Consider the following 14,866-nt stretch of genomic DNA (forward strand, 5'->3'; position numbering starts at 1 on the left):
GCAAAGAAAGAGGCTTAGAACGACAGATTCCGCGCCTCTTATCTTTCAGAAATGCTAGTTTCTGATGGAATTAGCACCGTGCCTTGCGGAATTTTGCATTCCGGCGCAAAAGCGCCCCTTCTCACGAAGGTATTACGGTCGGTTGCTGGGCGTCATAGGGCCAATATCCCTCTGCCTGCTCTTGATAAGAGTACTGTTTAAGTATGTGTATGCTGTTTGAAAAGAATCCTATCACGGTTCAGAATTGAGTGTCAATTACTTTTTTTACTAGATAAAATTTTAAAAATATTTATTGACAGAAAGTTTCTGCCATGAAATAATCAGAATTAATTTCTTTAAACTAAACCAATTGAATACCATTCTTATTCAGAGCAGGTGGAGGGACGAGCCCTATGAAGCCCGGCAACCGGTCCAATGACGGACACGGTGCTAATTCTTGCAGCCATTCGATGCGGCTGGGAAATAAGAAGTTGTTAAGCCCCTTAACCTCTTCTTGTTTGAAGAGGTTTTTTATTTTGATTTTTAACAGGAGTGTGAATGCAGTGAGCAATTTAATAGCAACATATCAGTTGTACGGCAAACCCGGTTCGTTCGGGAAAAAAGCGGAAGGGATTGCCCTTGGCTTAACGATCGGTTCGTGGACCGACCTGCCTTTGCTGGAGCAGCAGCAATTGAAGCAGCATAAAGGGAATGTCGTTTCCGTAACGGAATTCGAAGATTCACCGCATCCGCTAAAGCCGGATGAAATCAAAGCGGTGGTGGAGATTTCGTATCCAAGCGCCAATTTCTCGGCGGATTTGCCGGCGATTTTAACGACTGTATTCGGCAAGTTATCGCTCGACGGTGAAGTAAAGCTGCTCGACCTCGATTTTGATGAAGAGCTGCTCGCCCATTTCCCGGGACCGCGATTCGGCATAGACGGCATCCGGGCTTTGCTCGGAGTGACCGGACGCCCGCTTGTCATGAGCATCTTTAAAGGCGTTATCGGCCGCAATCTGGATTTCCTGGCTGCGCAGCTGCAGCAGCAGGCACTTGGCGGTGTAGATTTGGTGAAAGACGATGAAATCCTTTTCGATAATCCGCTGACGCCTTTTGAACAGCGAATCACGACCGGGAAGAACGTCTTGCGGCAAGCTTTTGAAGAAACCGGACACCGGACGCTTTATGCGATGAACTTATCGGGACGCACTACCGCTCTACGGGACAAAGCGAAAAAAGCACGCGAATTGGGTGCGGACGCGCTGCTGTTCAATGTGCATGCTTACGGGCTCGATGTGCTGCAGGAACTGGCCGAAGACACGGAAGTCGGGCTGCCGCTCATGGCGCATCCGGCATTCAGCGGCGCATTCACTTCATCCAGCTTTTACGGTCTGGCGACTCCCCTTGCCCTCGGCAAACTGGTCCGTTACGCAGGCGCTGACTTTTCACTGTTCCCCTCACCATACGGCAGTGTTGCACTGGAAAAAGCGCAGGCGCTGGCACTCGGCGAGGAATTGGTGAAGGAAAGTCCTTTAAAGCGGACTTTCCCGGTTCCTTCCGCGGGCATCCACCCTGGACTGGTGCCGCTATTGATGAACGATTTCGGCATCGACAGCATCATCAATGCCGGCGGCGGCGTACATGGCCATCCGAACGGTGCAGCCGGCGGCGGGCGGGCTTTCCGCCAGGCAGTCGATGCCGTTTTGAACAAAACAACACTCACTGACGCTTCCGAACAGCATGAGGAACTAAAAACAGCATTGGAAATATGGGGGTAAGCATGTTGAGCAAACCAGTAATATTCTGCGACTTCGATGGCACTGTCACCAATAACGACAACATCATCGCCATCATGAAAAAATTCAATCCGCCCGGCTGGGAACCGATTAAAGACGATATCCTGTCCCAGCAGGTGTCCATAAAAGAAGGCGTGGCGAACATGTTCTCGCTGCTGCCATCTTCGAAAAAAGACGACATCATCCGCTTTGTGCTGGACCAGGCGGAAATCCGCGACGGCTTTGCTGAATTTGTAGCTTATGCCAAGGAACAGGACATCCCGCTTTATATCGTCAGCGGCGGCATCGACTTCTTTGTCCATCCGCTGCTTGAGCCATTCGGCCCTTTTGCCGGCATCTACTGCAACGAAGCGGATTTCTCGGGTGAAACGATCCAAATCAATTTCCCACATGGCTGCGACGGCGACTGCACGAGCCAAGGCTGCGGCTGCTGCAAGCCGTCCATCATCCGTGAGCTGCTGAAAGGCGGCTCCAAAAGCATTGTCATTGGTGATTCCATTACCGATCTTGAAGCGGCGAAACGGGCGGATCTTGTCATTGCCCGCGATTTTCTGATTGAGAAATGTGAAGAACTCGGCTTGGCATATGAACCGTTTGAAAACTTCCGCGACGTCACTTCCATCATCAACGCCCGCTTGGGTGTGAAGCTATGACGGCCCTTCAGGAACGGTGGCAGGAACTCGCAGATGTCAAAGACGAATTGGCGCTCCGCGATTGGTTTATGGGAACGAGCGGCAATCTGGCCATTAAAGTACAGGACTCTCCAATCGAATTTCTAGTGACCGCCAGCGGCAAAGACAAGCGGAAACGCACAGCGGAAGATTTTCTGCTGGTGGATGCCAGCGGCCAGGCCATCGAAGATACTCATTTGAAGCCGTCAGCGGAAACTCTGCTTCATTGCGAAGTCTATACAAAAACGGCCGCTGGCTGCAGCCTTCATATCCATACTGTAGCAAACAACGTCATTTCCGAAATCTACGGGAACCGCGGAAAAATCGAATTCCAAGGCCTCGAACTGATCAAAGCATTCGGCTTATGGGATGAAGATGCGGTGCTGACCATCCCGATCATTCCCAACCACGCACACATCCCTGACCTGGCGGAAGAGTTCCAGAAGCACATCCATGGCGACAGTGGTGCGGTGCTGATCCGGAACCACGGCATAACGGCATGGGGCAAAAACGCTTTTGAAGCCAAGAAGCTGCTGGAAGCCAGTGAATTTCTGTTCCAGTACCAGCTGGCTTTATATCAAATACAATCACAATAAAACCTAAATCAGAGAGGAAGATTCATAATGGCAATCATCAAAATCCAAGGCACAAACGAAACACTTGAAGCACAAAACGAAGTAGCAGCATTCCTTGAACAGCAGGAAGTCGTCTATGAACATTGGGATATCAACAAATTGCCGGAGCACCTGCGCGAGAAATTCGACCTCAGCGATGAAGAAAAAGAGGAAATCCTGGCTGCTTTCAAAGCGGAAATCGATGACATTTCTGCACGCCGCGGCTATCAGGCAGCAGACATCATCTCGCTGTCCGACTCCAATCCCAAACTCGATGAACTGCTAAAAAACTTCCAGCGCAAGCACATTCATACAGACGACGAAGTGCGCTATATTGTCAGTGGCCACGGCGTTTTCATCATCCAAGGAAAAGACGAGCGCTTTTTTGAAGTCCACTTGTCTCCTGGCGATCTGATTTCCGTGCCTGAAAACATCACACATTACTTTACATTGGCAGATGACCGCAAAGTTGTGGCAGTCCGGATTTTCGTCACAACTGAAGGATGGGTGCCGGTCTACCAGGAAGAAGAAACCGTCCAAAACTAAATCAGCAAAAAAAGACGCTGGCGCTCCATGCCGGTGTTTCTTTTTGAATTGAAACTTATTCCTTTGCTTTCCGTAAATTAAGTACACAGCAGAAAGGATGAGTGGATGATGGCAAAGAAAACATTTGAACCGAATTTCGGAACGGGCATAGCAATCGGTATGCCATTCTTCATACTGGGCATTGTCCAGCAAAACGCCGCCTTTTTCCTGATTGGCATTGCATTAGCCTTATCGCTTGGTGCTTCATTCAAGGCATCTTCATCTAAGGAAGATGAAGAAGAATAAGCGCAGGCGCCGTTTTGTTCTAAAACGGTGCCTGATTTTCAGTAGTTGACTAAAATTGAGCCTCCTTCTTTATACTTACTAACTCACTTGGTATGCTTATAAATAATCGAAGGAGGCCTCTCATGTCAATTCCAAAACCGCTTGTCCAAACCAATCAGTCGTTCCTCGTTGCCAGCGTCATTCTGGCGCTGCTTTTCCATAAAGCGATTCTGCTCCTGCCTTTTGCAGTAGGCATCTGGACGCTTGCAACAGGCAAGAATCCCGTTATCCTGTTGGCCCGGAGATTTTTGAAAAAACCGGCAAACGCCTATATCCAGGAAGACCGCGACCAGCAGCTTTTCAACCAGTGGATCGCTACCATCTGCCTGGGGCTGTCATTGCTGGCTTTCGCGTTTGGCTACACGGTCATTGCGTACGCTTTCAGCTTGATGGTCGTGGCAGCGGCCGGCGTCGCGCTGATGGGCTATTGCATCGGCTGCACGATCCGCTACCGCTATATGATATGGAAACATAAGAGAACGAAAGCAGTCAGCTAATAAACTGCAGAAAAAGGCCGGAGCGTTTATTGCGCTCCGGCCTTTTTCCTATTATTTCACTTGTCCGTTCCCTTGGATCAAGTACTTGGTAGAAGTCAACGCCGGCAAGCCCATAGGCCCGCGTGCGTGAAGTTTTTGTGTACTGATGCCGATTTCCGCCCCAAACCCGAATTCAAAGCCGTCCGTGAAGCGGGTCGATGCATTATGGTAAACTGCAGCGGCATCCACTTCCATGAAGAACTGGTCGACGCTCTCAAGCGTTTCCGAAACAATCGCTTCCGAATGTTTTGTGCCGTACAAATTGATGTGGGCGATCGCTTCGCCGACAGAATCCACCACTTTGATGGCGACTTCAAGCCCCAAATATTCAGTGCCCCAATCTTCTTCGCCGGCCGGAATCACTTCGCCGTATTGCTGGACCGCCTCATCGCCGTGGATCTGTACCTCGTGCTGCTTCAGCGCTTCGACCAGTTTACCTAAGTGATCCTTCGCCCATTCTTGATGAACAAGAATTGATTCGCAGGAATTGCAGACAGACGGACGCTGAGTTTTCGCATTTAAGGCGATTGAGACCGCCATGTCCGCATCAGCCGTTTCATCGATATAGACATGACAGTTTCCGGCTCCTGTTTCAAGGACCGGTACGCTGGCGTTCTGCACAACGGTCTGGATCAGTTTGGCGCCGCCTCGCGGAATCAGCACATCAAGATGCGAGTTCAGCTTGAACATTTGTGCCGCCGTCTCTCTTCTCGTATCTTCAATCAGCTGTACGGCTTCTTCCGGCAAGTCGCTTTTTTGGAGTGCATGGTGAATTACCTGGACGAGGGCTTTATTGGAATGGATGGCCGTTGAGCTGCCGCGAAGCACCACCGCATTGCCGGTTTTCAAGCACAGGCTTGAAGCGTCCACTGTGACATTGGGGCGGGCTTCATAAATCATGCCGATGACACCGAGCGGCACCCGGATTTTTGACATCGCCAAGCCATTCGGGCGTTCCCATTGTTCGAGCACTTCACCAACCGGGTCATCCAGTTCGATTAGCTGAATTAGCGCTTCCGCCATATCGTCCAAACGGCCTGCGTCGAGCTTCAAGCGGTCGATCAGCGACTCGCTCATTCCGCCGGCTCTGCCTGCAGCGACATCCTTTTCGTTTTCAGCCAAAATGAAAGCTTGCTCCTCCAGCAATTGGGCAGAAATCAACTGCAGCGCCTCGTTTTTCTCGGCCGTCGTTGTTTTTGCCATGGTAGCTGCGGCCGTTTTGGCAAGTTGTGCTTTTTGGAGCAAATCGTTCGCTTCATTTACTTGAAGAAGTTCACTCATGTATTATTGTCCCCTTTCCGGTATGGCTGAACCACTGGTTGCGATGGATAACGACTTGGCGTTTGCCTGTCTTGGTGATGACGTTCGCTTCCTTGCTGCAGAGACCTTTGATTTCCAATAGTTCCTCTGACGAATAATTCACTTGCCCGCGCCCGACAATTTGCCCGGCCGGGTCAACGACTTCCACCACATCATTCGCCGTGAAATTGCCGGCAATATCAATCACGCCGACCGGAAGCAAGCTTCTTCCCTGTTCCGAAATGGCGAGAGCGGCGCCGTTATCCACTTTAATTTTTCCAAGCGGGATGGAATGCAGGGCAAGCCATTGCTTTGAGTTTTTCACAGTGGCTTGCGGATCGTCGCCGATGTATGTGCCATCCCCATTGCCTTCCAAAATTTTCAGTAGTTTTTCGCTTCCTACTCCGGTACCGATAAACACTTGCGCACCCAATGCCAGCGCAGTCTGTGCCGCTTCCACTTTTGACTTCATGCCGCCGGTGCCAAGTTCCGATCCTTCACTTGAAGTTGCTTTGATCAGTTCATCCGGAACTTCAGAAAGAAAATCGTACCTTTCGGCATTTGGGTTGCTGCGGGGGTTTTCCCGGTAAATGCCATTGATATCCGTTAAAATCACCAGCAGTTGCGCCTGAACAAGGCCGCTGACCAAAGCCGACAGCATATCGTTGTCGCCGAATGTCAGTCCCTCGACAGAAACTGAATCGTTTTCATTGATGATCGGCAGCACTTTGCGCTTCAGCAATTCGCTCAATGTGGCTTCAGCATTCTGGTACAAATCTTTGGCCAGCAAGTTTTGGCGGGTCAGCAGTAATTGCGCTGACACCACACCATGCTTCTTGAACTCCTCCGAGTACGCCTGCAGCAGCTGCCCTTGCCCGACCGATGCCGCAGCCTGTTTGCCGACGATGCTCACTGGGCGCATGGCGTAGCCGAGGTCTGTGAAACCTGCTGCTACTGCTCCTGAAGAAACTAAAATCACTTCGTGCCCTGCTTCTTTTAAATGCGCGAGCGCTTCTACATGCTCTTGCAGTTTTTCCAGGCACAATCCTCCGTTTACGTTCGTCAAAGAACTGCTTCCGATTTTAACGACAATCCTTTTTTTCTTCACTTACCGTCACCACCTGTTTTTTATCGCCAAGCTGTTTTACGAAAGATGAATAGAATTATTATGCAACATTTAGAATTTTTAATCAACCCATTCCAGTATTTATTAATAGATAATTTACAAAGAGAAAGAATTGTTACGAGAGGGAAATTTAAAAAATTCTTTTTTAGTTACTTTATTACCAAGGAAGAAAAGAGTACTTAATGCTTATCTGCCACCTCTTTGACCGGGAACTGAAAGATGCAAGAATCGTCCAGCAGATTCTTTTCCATGCATAAAAATGTATAACGGATTTTATAAGAAAAATACAAAAAACAGAAAAGAGAGTTAATTTCTTTCCTGCTTCATTGCCGTTTAGCAGCTCAAGGGGCCATCGTCTTCCAACTGTCCACATAATGGATTGCAATGCCGCCGTATCCTGGTATACCGGCATAATGGGCTTGGACTTCAGCCAACTGGCTGTTCATATATGCTTCACTCTCTTCAAAAAAAGAAATGGCGTCGCCTTCGTCGGTTGGTGCTGTTTCAACGCCTACTATTGTTTCTTTGCCGTATTTCGCTGCAAAGTTCACTTCGTTTTTCACCAGATCGATGATGAAAGGTGCCGTGTCCCGGTAAGCCATGATGGTGACGCTGCTCGTATTTGCAATCACCCACTCCGCGAGCAATCCTCTGCCCAGCGTATTATTATAAGATACTTCATCGAACCAGAATGGCATATCCGCCTCCAATGGAAGCGCAAGGTTGTTTGCGCTGGCTTTCGCTTTCAGCAGCAAGTTCTGGTAAGCGAGTATGGTTGCTTTTTGATTCGTAGACCAGCCGCTGTATAAATACGGTTCTACGTCTAAATGGATGCCGGTAAACTTCTGCAAGGCGCTTGAACCTGCTTGATAAGTTTTTAGCCACGCCATCAATTGATCCTGGCTAGCGTACCCTTTTTTGGCTACCCATCCCGGAGCTCCTTCCAATGCGTACACCTTTATGCCTTTTGCGGAAGCTTTTTCGATAAACCCGTGGTAGACATTGACTGGAATATCACGGTCCACCTGTACATAAACTTTATTGACACTTTTGTTTTCAAGAAAAGCCAATGTCCCGGCTTCGTCACTGACAAGCTCCCACGGATTCCATAACCAGGTTGCCCGGATTTCCGTTGCCGCTTTCTCGGACAAACCGTTTGAAAATACCATCATCATTAGCAAAACAGCTCCAATCCAACATTTCTTCATCAATACATGACTTCTATTTTGAACTCATCTAATTACTGCCATTTAAATTACGTATTCCCTATTTTCCTTCTACATATCCCCGTTATAATAGAACCAACAAAAGAGAAATCTGAAGTTTTTCCATGCAAAGTCCAGTGTCTACTTTAGGAAAGCGGGGGAATGAAGGATGGATCACTCGGAAATCGCACAAAAACGGCTAGCCGCTCAGCACATTGAAGGACAAAAGTTCAAAAAACCGGAACAAGTCGTCCGATGGATGGGAGCGATGCAAGCCCAAAATTACCCGCAGGCTTTATGGGCAATCGGAAAACGGATGGAATCCGCTACTCAGGCACAAGTGGAACAGGCCATTGCCGAAGGGAAAATCATCCGCACCTGGCCGATGCGGGGTACGCTTCATTTTATGGCGCCGGAAGACAGCAAATGGCTGCTTGGCTTGACCTCCCCGCGCATGCTGGCCTCAAGCAAAGGCCGCCTGAATCAACTGGAACTGGACGATGCCGTCCTGCAGCAGTCCGCGAAAATTTTCCAGCAGGCTTTGAGTGGAGGCAGCCGGCTATCCCGTGCCGATATGATGAATCTCTTGGAGAATTCGGGCATCCGGGTGGATGGCCAGCGTGGCTATCATATTCTCTGGTATTGGTCCCAAAAAGGATTGATTTGCCTCGGCCCCGTTGAAGCCAAACAGCAAACTTATATCCTGCTGGAAGAATGGGCACCGCAGGCAAAAGAATTGATGCGGGAAGAAGCCCTTCTGGAACTGGCCACGCGGTACTTCATGAGCCATGGCCCTGCGGCGTTGCGGGACTTTGCCTGGTGGTGCGGTTTACCGATGAAAGACGTTCGCCTCGCCTTGGAGTTGGCAAAACCTTTTCTGGATTCAGAAGAAGTGAACGGCATCGAGTACTGGTTTTCCGAAAAAGATTCCCTTATGGCTGCGAACGATTCGTCCTTTCACTTGCTCCCTGCTTTTGATGAATACTTGCTCGGCTATACCAACCGCAGCGCTGTGCTGCCTGTGGAATATTCCGGCAAGGTTGTACCCGGCAAAAACGGCGTTTTCTTTCCGATTATCGTTGAAGATGGCCAAGTGACCGGTACTTGGAAAAAAGAAATCGCCCGAAAAAGCATTGCTTTCGAATTCAATCCGTTTTCATCAGAACACAATTTGCCGGCTTCCTGGCAAAAAGAAGCCGAAGCACTTGGCAACTTCCTGGGAATGCCGATTACCCTATAAAACAGGAAAAAGCGGCTGAGCAGTATGCTCAGCCGTTTCTTATAGATGTTTTTATTTTGCAGGACGTATCATCGCTTTACGAAAACCTTGGTACACATCACTAACCGCAACAATGGCTACCGTTAAAATAATCGCCCCTGCAATCCAGCTCAAGCCCGAAGTTCCGCCGAATACTGTGCCGATTTCATCCAAAAATGCTTGGTTGACCAATTCCGAGTTGGTGAGAATCAGAGCGATAATCCCTGTCGATACAATTTGGACGACCGCATTAAAGAATGCCACACGCTTTGTCCACTGGCCTTCCCTCCATTTATAAACCGCCAAAGCGATTTCCAGGACAAGCATCAGTATGATCAGCGGCCAGTATGACAGCAGGACATTTTGGTTGAAAGTCGGTGCGATAAATTCCAAGCCTTCCCCTCTATTGTGGTAAACGCCCACCAGCCGGTCCGCATTGAAATAGCCTGCGGTCCAAATCGCAGTCCAGATCAAACTGCCCGCAATTTCAAATTTGGAAATCGCTTTTTCCTTCGGAATATAGACCACTTCTTTTAAATCATCCGGCGTCCATTCCTTGCTGTTCATCGTTAACGGCGCCTGCGATGAAGAACGGTCTGCCCGCTCAATCAGTGCAATGACAAGTGTTAACCAAAAGAAAACTTGCATGGCCGCATTCACACTGGCACTTATTGCATCACCAATTAAAGAAACCGTTGCATCCATAATTGTCGTTTCGCTGCTATTGGTAAAAATGGCTACCACAATGACTACAACCAGCGTCACTGTAATGGCAATGGGTAGGATCAGCTTTAACAGGCTGATATACAGGTCAAAATAACGCGGGCCTATTAAGTGCATCGGTTTGTCACGGTAACCGCTTGCCAGAACAGCCGGATTTCCCATTTCAGCCAGTACTTGCTTCACCTCCTGTTCCGAAGGATCTTCCGGCAGCATGTCTTCGATAGCCGAACGCAGTTCGAGCGCGATGTCCTGCCGGTTCTTTTCAGGCAGCCTGCGCGTCACTTCACCGATATACAGGTCAATCAACTTCATCTGGATCCTCTCCTTTTAACAGATTGTAGAGTTCCTGCGACGTTTTTTCCCATTCATTTTTTAATTGCCCAAAAATCTCTTTTCCGTATTCACTCAGCACATAATATTTCCGTGGCCGGCTTTCCGTCGTATCCCAGCTGCTGGTGACAAGTTCCTGCTTTTCCAGGCGGCGCAATAACGGATACAGCGTGCTTTGTTCCATCGCAATGCCGTTGCGTTCCAGCAATTGCACCAAGGAATAGCCGTATTGCGGTTTCTGCAGCTGGCTCAGTACTGCCAGGGTCAACGTGCCTCTACGAAGCTCCGTGGACAGGCTGTTGAACAAGGAATCGTCCATCTGTACACCTCCGTCCTTATACTATGTGACGCACACTATCTATACTGTGTATCATACACTATTTGCTTTTCAATAACAATATAAATCTGATAAATATGAAAATTATTCAATAATACATTACTGCATTCAATGCAGTTGAAAGTGGTAATTTCCATTTTCAACAACAAAGGGCATGAATCCAATCGATATGGATTCATGCCCTTTGTCGTAGTACTTATTTTTTTACACTGTATATTCGGAATCGTTCGCTTTCAAGTTCTGTATTGATGAACTGTACCGTACACCAAAGCAGGACTACTAAAGTAATGCCGTAGCCTATGATCATAGAAATTTGATAGTCCGTGTTCAGGCCTTTCGGTGAAGAGCATCTTCTCAGGATGAGAAAAGTGCATCATTTAAGAGCTGTATTTAAATTTTAAGCCCGTTGCTTAACCGCATCTTGGGCCATTTGTTTCTGTTTTTCATATCGTTTGACGAAAAACAGATATGCGAGCAAAGCCAGCAAACACATCGAGAAAATCGTGAGCCCCATTGGAACGGCTGTATCTTCCCCGCCTGCTCCGACCAGCGGCGCGGCAAAAGCCCCTAACACAAACGGCAGCAGGCCAAGCAAAGCGGACGCGCTTCCTGCCGCATGGCTTTGCGATTCCATCGCAAGCGAAAAAGAAGAAGTGCTCACGGTTCCGATAGACGTCACAAAGAAGAAAATCGGCACAACGACTGCCCATAGCGGCCCTTCTGCGAGCACAACCGCCAGCAGGATCGTTCCGGCAATCGTTGCCACGTATAAAGCTGTTTCCAAAAACTTTTTCTCAGAGATAATATGCGCAAACCGGCCGACTGCATAACTGCCGATGATCAAGCCGATGCCGTTCATCCCAAAAAGAAGGCTGAAGGCCTGCGGCGATACACCGTAAATATTCTGGTAAATAAACGGTGTGCCTGATACATAGGCAAAAACGCCGCCGATCAGCAGGCCTTGCGCCAGCGCATAACCGGTAAACTGACGGTCTTTTACTATCGAAGTAAAACTTGAAAAAGTAGCTCCCAAATTGCTTGGCACCCTTTTTTCAAGCGGCAGACTTTCGGGCAAACGGAACGCTGTGATCAAAAGAAGAATAAGTCCCACAACCGATAAAGTAAAAAAGACGCCTTTCCAATCTGAAAACAACAAAATCCCTCCACCCATCGAAGGAGCGAGCAATGGCACCAGGTTGTTTATGACCATCAGCAAAGCAAAAAGCCTTGTCAGTTCCGGCCCATCGCTCACATCTCGGACTATTGCCCGGGAAATAACCAGCCCTGCAGCCGCGGCAAACCCTTGTGCAAAGCGCAATGCAATGAATATATAGATATTTGGAGCAAAAATGCACGCTGCAGAAGCCACAATGTACACCACCAATGAAAGAATCAGCGGTTTTCTCCGGCCGTGCATATCGCTGAGGGCGCCTGCAACCAATTGGCCGATTGCCAACCCAAGGAGGCAGGCCGTTAAACTGAGTTGGACAAAAGAAGCCTTTGTATCGAAAACCTCTGCAATGTTCGGGAATGCCGGCAAATACATGTCAATCGTGAATGGAATAAGCGATGTCAGCGCTCCTAACAGGATGATAAATCGTGCACGTTTTGCCCCACTTAAATTTTCCATTAAAACAACTGCCTTTCCTGTTGCTTCTATAAAACCTCATAAAGCTATTTTACCAACTTTGTCCGATAGGTAAACTAACTTTTTTCAGGTTCTTACTATACTTCATATAAAAAAGCGTTTTTCTCAAAACAAGAGAAAAACGCTTGATAATTTGTTAAGTATAGAGGCAGTCTTACCGGCCTGCAAGTATGACACACTGAGCACCTTTGCTGATTTTTGCAGAAGCTGTTAAGCTCCAGGCCGCAGCTCCTGCCGGTTTACCCACTCACGGATTACATCGACATACGCTTGCGGTTCTTCAATGCTTGGCATATGGGAGCTGTTTTCAAACACATGCACTTCCGAATCCGGAGCCAGGCTTGCATAATATTCCGTGGTTTCAGGCGTCGCTTCGTCGTATCGCCCGCAAGTGAAAAGAGCCGGTATATCAATTTCGTGCAGGCGCTCGGTTACATCGAAATCCTTTAATGTTCCCGTGACGGTAAATTCCGATGCGCCCCACATATGATGATAAATTTGGTCATTTGATGCCCCAAAGTCTTTCCTCATTTCGTCCGGCCACGGATCCAGCCGGCACATATGGCGTTTGTAGAAAGCCATCATTGCCTGATTGTATTCTTCGGAGTCTGTCGTATGGTTCTGTTCGCTTTGTTCAATTGTATCCTGCAACTCCTGGGGCAATTCCTTCAAGTAATTGCGCTGATCCGCAACCCACCGGTGCGCGCTCAATGCCGGCCCTGAAAAAATCACGCTGCGGACACCTGCCGGTTTTTTTAAAAGATAGGAAGCTGCAAGCATGGATCCCCACGAGTGGCCGAGAAGATGAAACTCTTCCAGTTCAAGCGCTTCGACCACATGCTCGAGCTCTTCTATATAATGTTCTACGGTCCATAATTCTTTGTCAGCTGGGTGGCCTGAGTTCCCGCATCCCAATTGGTCGTACTGGATGACCTGGCGCTCTGTCCCAAGCCCGCGCAGCGGATCTTTATCATTGCTTTTGCCGCCGGGCCCTCCGTGCAACAGAAGCAGCGGGATGCCGGGGCCATTGCCGGTGATCCGGTACCAGACATTCCCTCCTTTAACCGGAATGAACCCTTCCGTTACGTTATCCATTCTTTTTCCTCCCTCTTTTTTAACTGTTTTAGTAGGTATTCCATTCTTCTTAACGAATTCCTTTATTTTCCGAAAAAGAGCCGCTCCGCATGTAGCGGAACAGCTCTTAATTTTATCAATTATTTCACTTCTACTGTCCAGCCCAGTGTATCTTCCACTTTGCCTGTCTGAATGCCCGTAATCGTATCGTATAGTTTCTGGGACAAGTCCCCGATTTCATGGTTGTTGATGATCATTTTCTTGCCTTGCCAGTTAAGTTCGCCCACCGGTGAAATGACAGCTGCCGTTCCGGTGCCGAACACTTCCTCAATCAGGCCGTCCTGGAATGCCTGGTAGATTTCATCGATGGAGATTTTTTTCTCCGTAACTGAAATTCCCCAAGTCCCGAGTAATTCAATGATCGACATGCGGGTAATCCCTTTCAGGATGCTGCCGTTGAGAGCAGGCGTGACCACTTCGCCATTGATCTTGAAGAAGATGTTCATGCTGCCGACTTCTTCGATGTATTTCTTTTCAACTCCGTCCAGCCACAATACGTCCGCATTGCCGAGCTTTTTCGCATTGGCCTGCGCCTGGTAGCCGGATGAATAGTTGCCTGCGGTCTTCGCCATTCCCGTGCCGCCTTTTACAGCTCTTGTGAATTGATCTTCCACGTGGATTGTGACTGGCTTCAAGCCACCAGTGAAATACGAACCGACTGGCGACATAATAATCATGAATTTATAAGTCTTCGACGGAGCGACCGCCAAATTCGCTTCTGTCGAAATGATGAACGGTCGGATATAAAGTGATGTGCCGGCTGTTGACGGCACCCAGTCCTTTTCCAGTTCAATCAGTTTCGTCAAATATTCCAGCACGATTTCTTCATTGATCGGCGGTATGCTTAAGCGTTCGCTCGACAAATTCAAGCGTTCAAAGTTTTTCTCCGGACGGAACAATAAGACGCGCCCCTCTTCGGTGCGGTAGGCTTTCATGCCTTCAAAAACCGTTTGGCCATAATGGAAAATCATAGCGGCCGGGTCTAATGTAATTGGCGCATAAGGAACGATTTTCGGTTCAAACCAGCCTTTGCCCGCTTCGTATTCCATCGTAAACATGTGATCGGTAAAGAGGGTTCCGAAAGGCACTTGGTCCTGTGACGGTTTCTCTTTCTTTGATGTGCTTTGTACGATTTCCAATTCATTGGTGGTCAACAAGATGAAGCACTCCTTCCAAAGTGAACAATTTATCACGTAATGTGAATAATTATACGCTCATATACAATTTTTCGAAAGCACTTTTTTAAATACTGAAAAAATTAAGAGAAAAGACCTGCTGCCAACAGCCTTTTATAAACAGTGTTTAAGTTCCAATTGGCTGGTGTTTTTTGCAGTCTTCCA

15 protein-coding genes and 2 riboswitches are annotated in these 14,866 nt (G+C 48.3%); of the genes, 7 read left to right on the forward strand and 8 right to left on the reverse strand.

From position 1 onward, the window contains the following. Nucleotides 1-35: 35 nt before the first annotated feature. Nucleotides 36-191, reverse strand: a riboswitch (SAM riboswitch). A gap of 168 nt (nt 192-359) precedes the next feature. Continuing rightward, nucleotides 360-469, forward strand: a riboswitch (SAM riboswitch). 73 nt (nt 470-542) lie between these two features. From mtnW to QWY22_RS18985, 6 genes are all read left to right on the forward strand, one after another. Then, a complete protein-coding gene (mtnW, locus tag QWY22_RS18960) occupies nt 543-1,757 on the forward strand; it encodes a 2,3-diketo-5-methylthiopentyl-1-phosphate enolase (protein ID WP_300982337.1) in 1,215 nt (404 codons plus the stop codon). Between the two features lie 2 nt (nt 1,758-1,759). Further along, entirely contained in the window at nt 1,760-2,428 is a 669-nt protein-coding gene (locus QWY22_RS18965) for a 2-hydroxy-3-keto-5-methylthiopentenyl-1-phosphate phosphatase (protein ID WP_300982338.1), read from the forward strand. After that, nucleotides 2,425-3,042 (forward strand): methylthioribulose 1-phosphate dehydratase, encoded by a 618-nt coding sequence (locus tag QWY22_RS18970; RefSeq protein ID WP_300982339.1) that lies wholly within the window; start codon nt 2,425-2,427, stop codon nt 3,040-3,042. The genes QWY22_RS18965 and QWY22_RS18970 overlap by 4 nt, the downstream gene beginning before the upstream one ends. 27 nt (nt 3,043-3,069) lie before the next feature. After that, a complete protein-coding gene (locus tag QWY22_RS18975; RefSeq protein WP_300982340.1) occupies nt 3,070-3,606 on the forward strand; it encodes a 1,2-dihydroxy-3-keto-5-methylthiopentene dioxygenase in 537 nt (178 codons plus the stop codon). Nucleotides 3,607-3,714: 108 nt separating this feature from the next. After that, complete coding sequence (locus tag QWY22_RS18980; RefSeq protein ID WP_300982341.1) at nt 3,715-3,891, forward strand: hypothetical protein; 177 nt, start codon at nt 3,715-3,717, stop codon at nt 3,889-3,891. A 122-nt stretch (nt 3,892-4,013) separates the two neighbouring features. After that, entirely contained in the window at nt 4,014-4,427 is a 414-nt protein-coding gene (locus QWY22_RS18985) for a DUF4395 domain-containing protein (RefSeq protein WP_300982342.1), read from the forward strand. 51 nt (nt 4,428-4,478) lie between these two features. On the opposite strand, the gene QWY22_RS18990 is transcribed toward QWY22_RS18985, so the two are convergent. From QWY22_RS18990 to QWY22_RS19000, 3 genes are all read right to left on the reverse strand, one after another. Further along, nucleotides 4,479-5,747, reverse strand: a complete 1,269-nt coding sequence (locus QWY22_RS18990) for a glutamate-5-semialdehyde dehydrogenase (protein ID WP_300982343.1) — start codon at nt 5,745-5,747, stop codon at nt 4,479-4,481. After that, nucleotides 5,740-6,873, reverse strand: coding sequence for a glutamate 5-kinase (proB, locus tag QWY22_RS18995; protein WP_300982344.1), 1,134 nt, complete (start codon nt 6,871-6,873; stop codon nt 5,740-5,742). The genes QWY22_RS18990 and proB overlap by 8 nt, the downstream gene beginning before the upstream one ends. A gap of 359 nt (nt 6,874-7,232) precedes the next feature. Further along, on the reverse strand, nt 7,233-8,099 hold the full coding sequence (locus tag QWY22_RS19000) for an amidase (protein ID WP_300982345.1): 867 nt from the start codon (nt 8,097-8,099) through the stop codon (nt 7,233-7,235). Between the two features lie 166 nt (nt 8,100-8,265). Between QWY22_RS19000 and QWY22_RS19005 the strand changes: the two genes are divergently transcribed. Then, nucleotides 8,266-9,336, forward strand: a complete 1,071-nt coding sequence (locus tag QWY22_RS19005; protein ID WP_300982346.1) for a winged helix DNA-binding domain-containing protein — start codon at nt 8,266-8,268, stop codon at nt 9,334-9,336. Between the two features lie 51 nt (nt 9,337-9,387). On the opposite strand, the gene QWY22_RS19010 is transcribed toward QWY22_RS19005, so the two are convergent. The 5 genes from QWY22_RS19010 to QWY22_RS19030 form a co-directional block, all read right to left on the reverse strand. After that, on the reverse strand, nt 9,388-10,389 hold the full coding sequence (locus tag QWY22_RS19010; protein WP_300982347.1) for an HAAS signaling domain-containing protein: 1,002 nt from the start codon (nt 10,387-10,389) through the stop codon (nt 9,388-9,390). Next, nucleotides 10,376-10,726 (reverse strand): PadR family transcriptional regulator, encoded by a 351-nt coding sequence (locus tag QWY22_RS19015; RefSeq protein ID WP_300982348.1) that lies wholly within the window; start codon nt 10,724-10,726, stop codon nt 10,376-10,378. Before QWY22_RS19015 ends, QWY22_RS19010 begins: the two co-directional genes overlap by 14 nt. A gap of 415 nt (nt 10,727-11,141) precedes the next feature. Further along, nucleotides 11,142-12,374 (reverse strand): multidrug effflux MFS transporter, encoded by a 1,233-nt coding sequence (locus QWY22_RS19020; protein ID WP_300982349.1) that lies wholly within the window; start codon nt 12,372-12,374, stop codon nt 11,142-11,144. A 228-nt stretch (nt 12,375-12,602) separates the two neighbouring features. Beyond that, nucleotides 12,603-13,487, reverse strand: coding sequence for a proline iminopeptidase-family hydrolase (locus tag QWY22_RS19025; protein WP_300982350.1), 885 nt, complete (start codon nt 13,485-13,487; stop codon nt 12,603-12,605). Nucleotides 13,488-13,606: 119 nt separating this feature from the next. Further along, nucleotides 13,607-14,680 carry a branched-chain amino acid aminotransferase gene (locus QWY22_RS19030; protein ID WP_300984438.1) on the reverse strand — a complete coding sequence of 358 codons (1,074 nt, stop codon included), beginning with the start codon at nt 14,678-14,680 and terminating at the stop codon, nt 13,607-13,609. Nucleotides 14,681-14,866: the final 186 nt, after the last annotated feature.

The sequence above is a fragment of the Planococcus liqunii genome, assembly GCF_030413595.1.
Classification (GTDB): Bacteria; Bacillota; Bacilli; order Bacillales_A; family Planococcaceae; genus Planococcus; species Planococcus liqunii.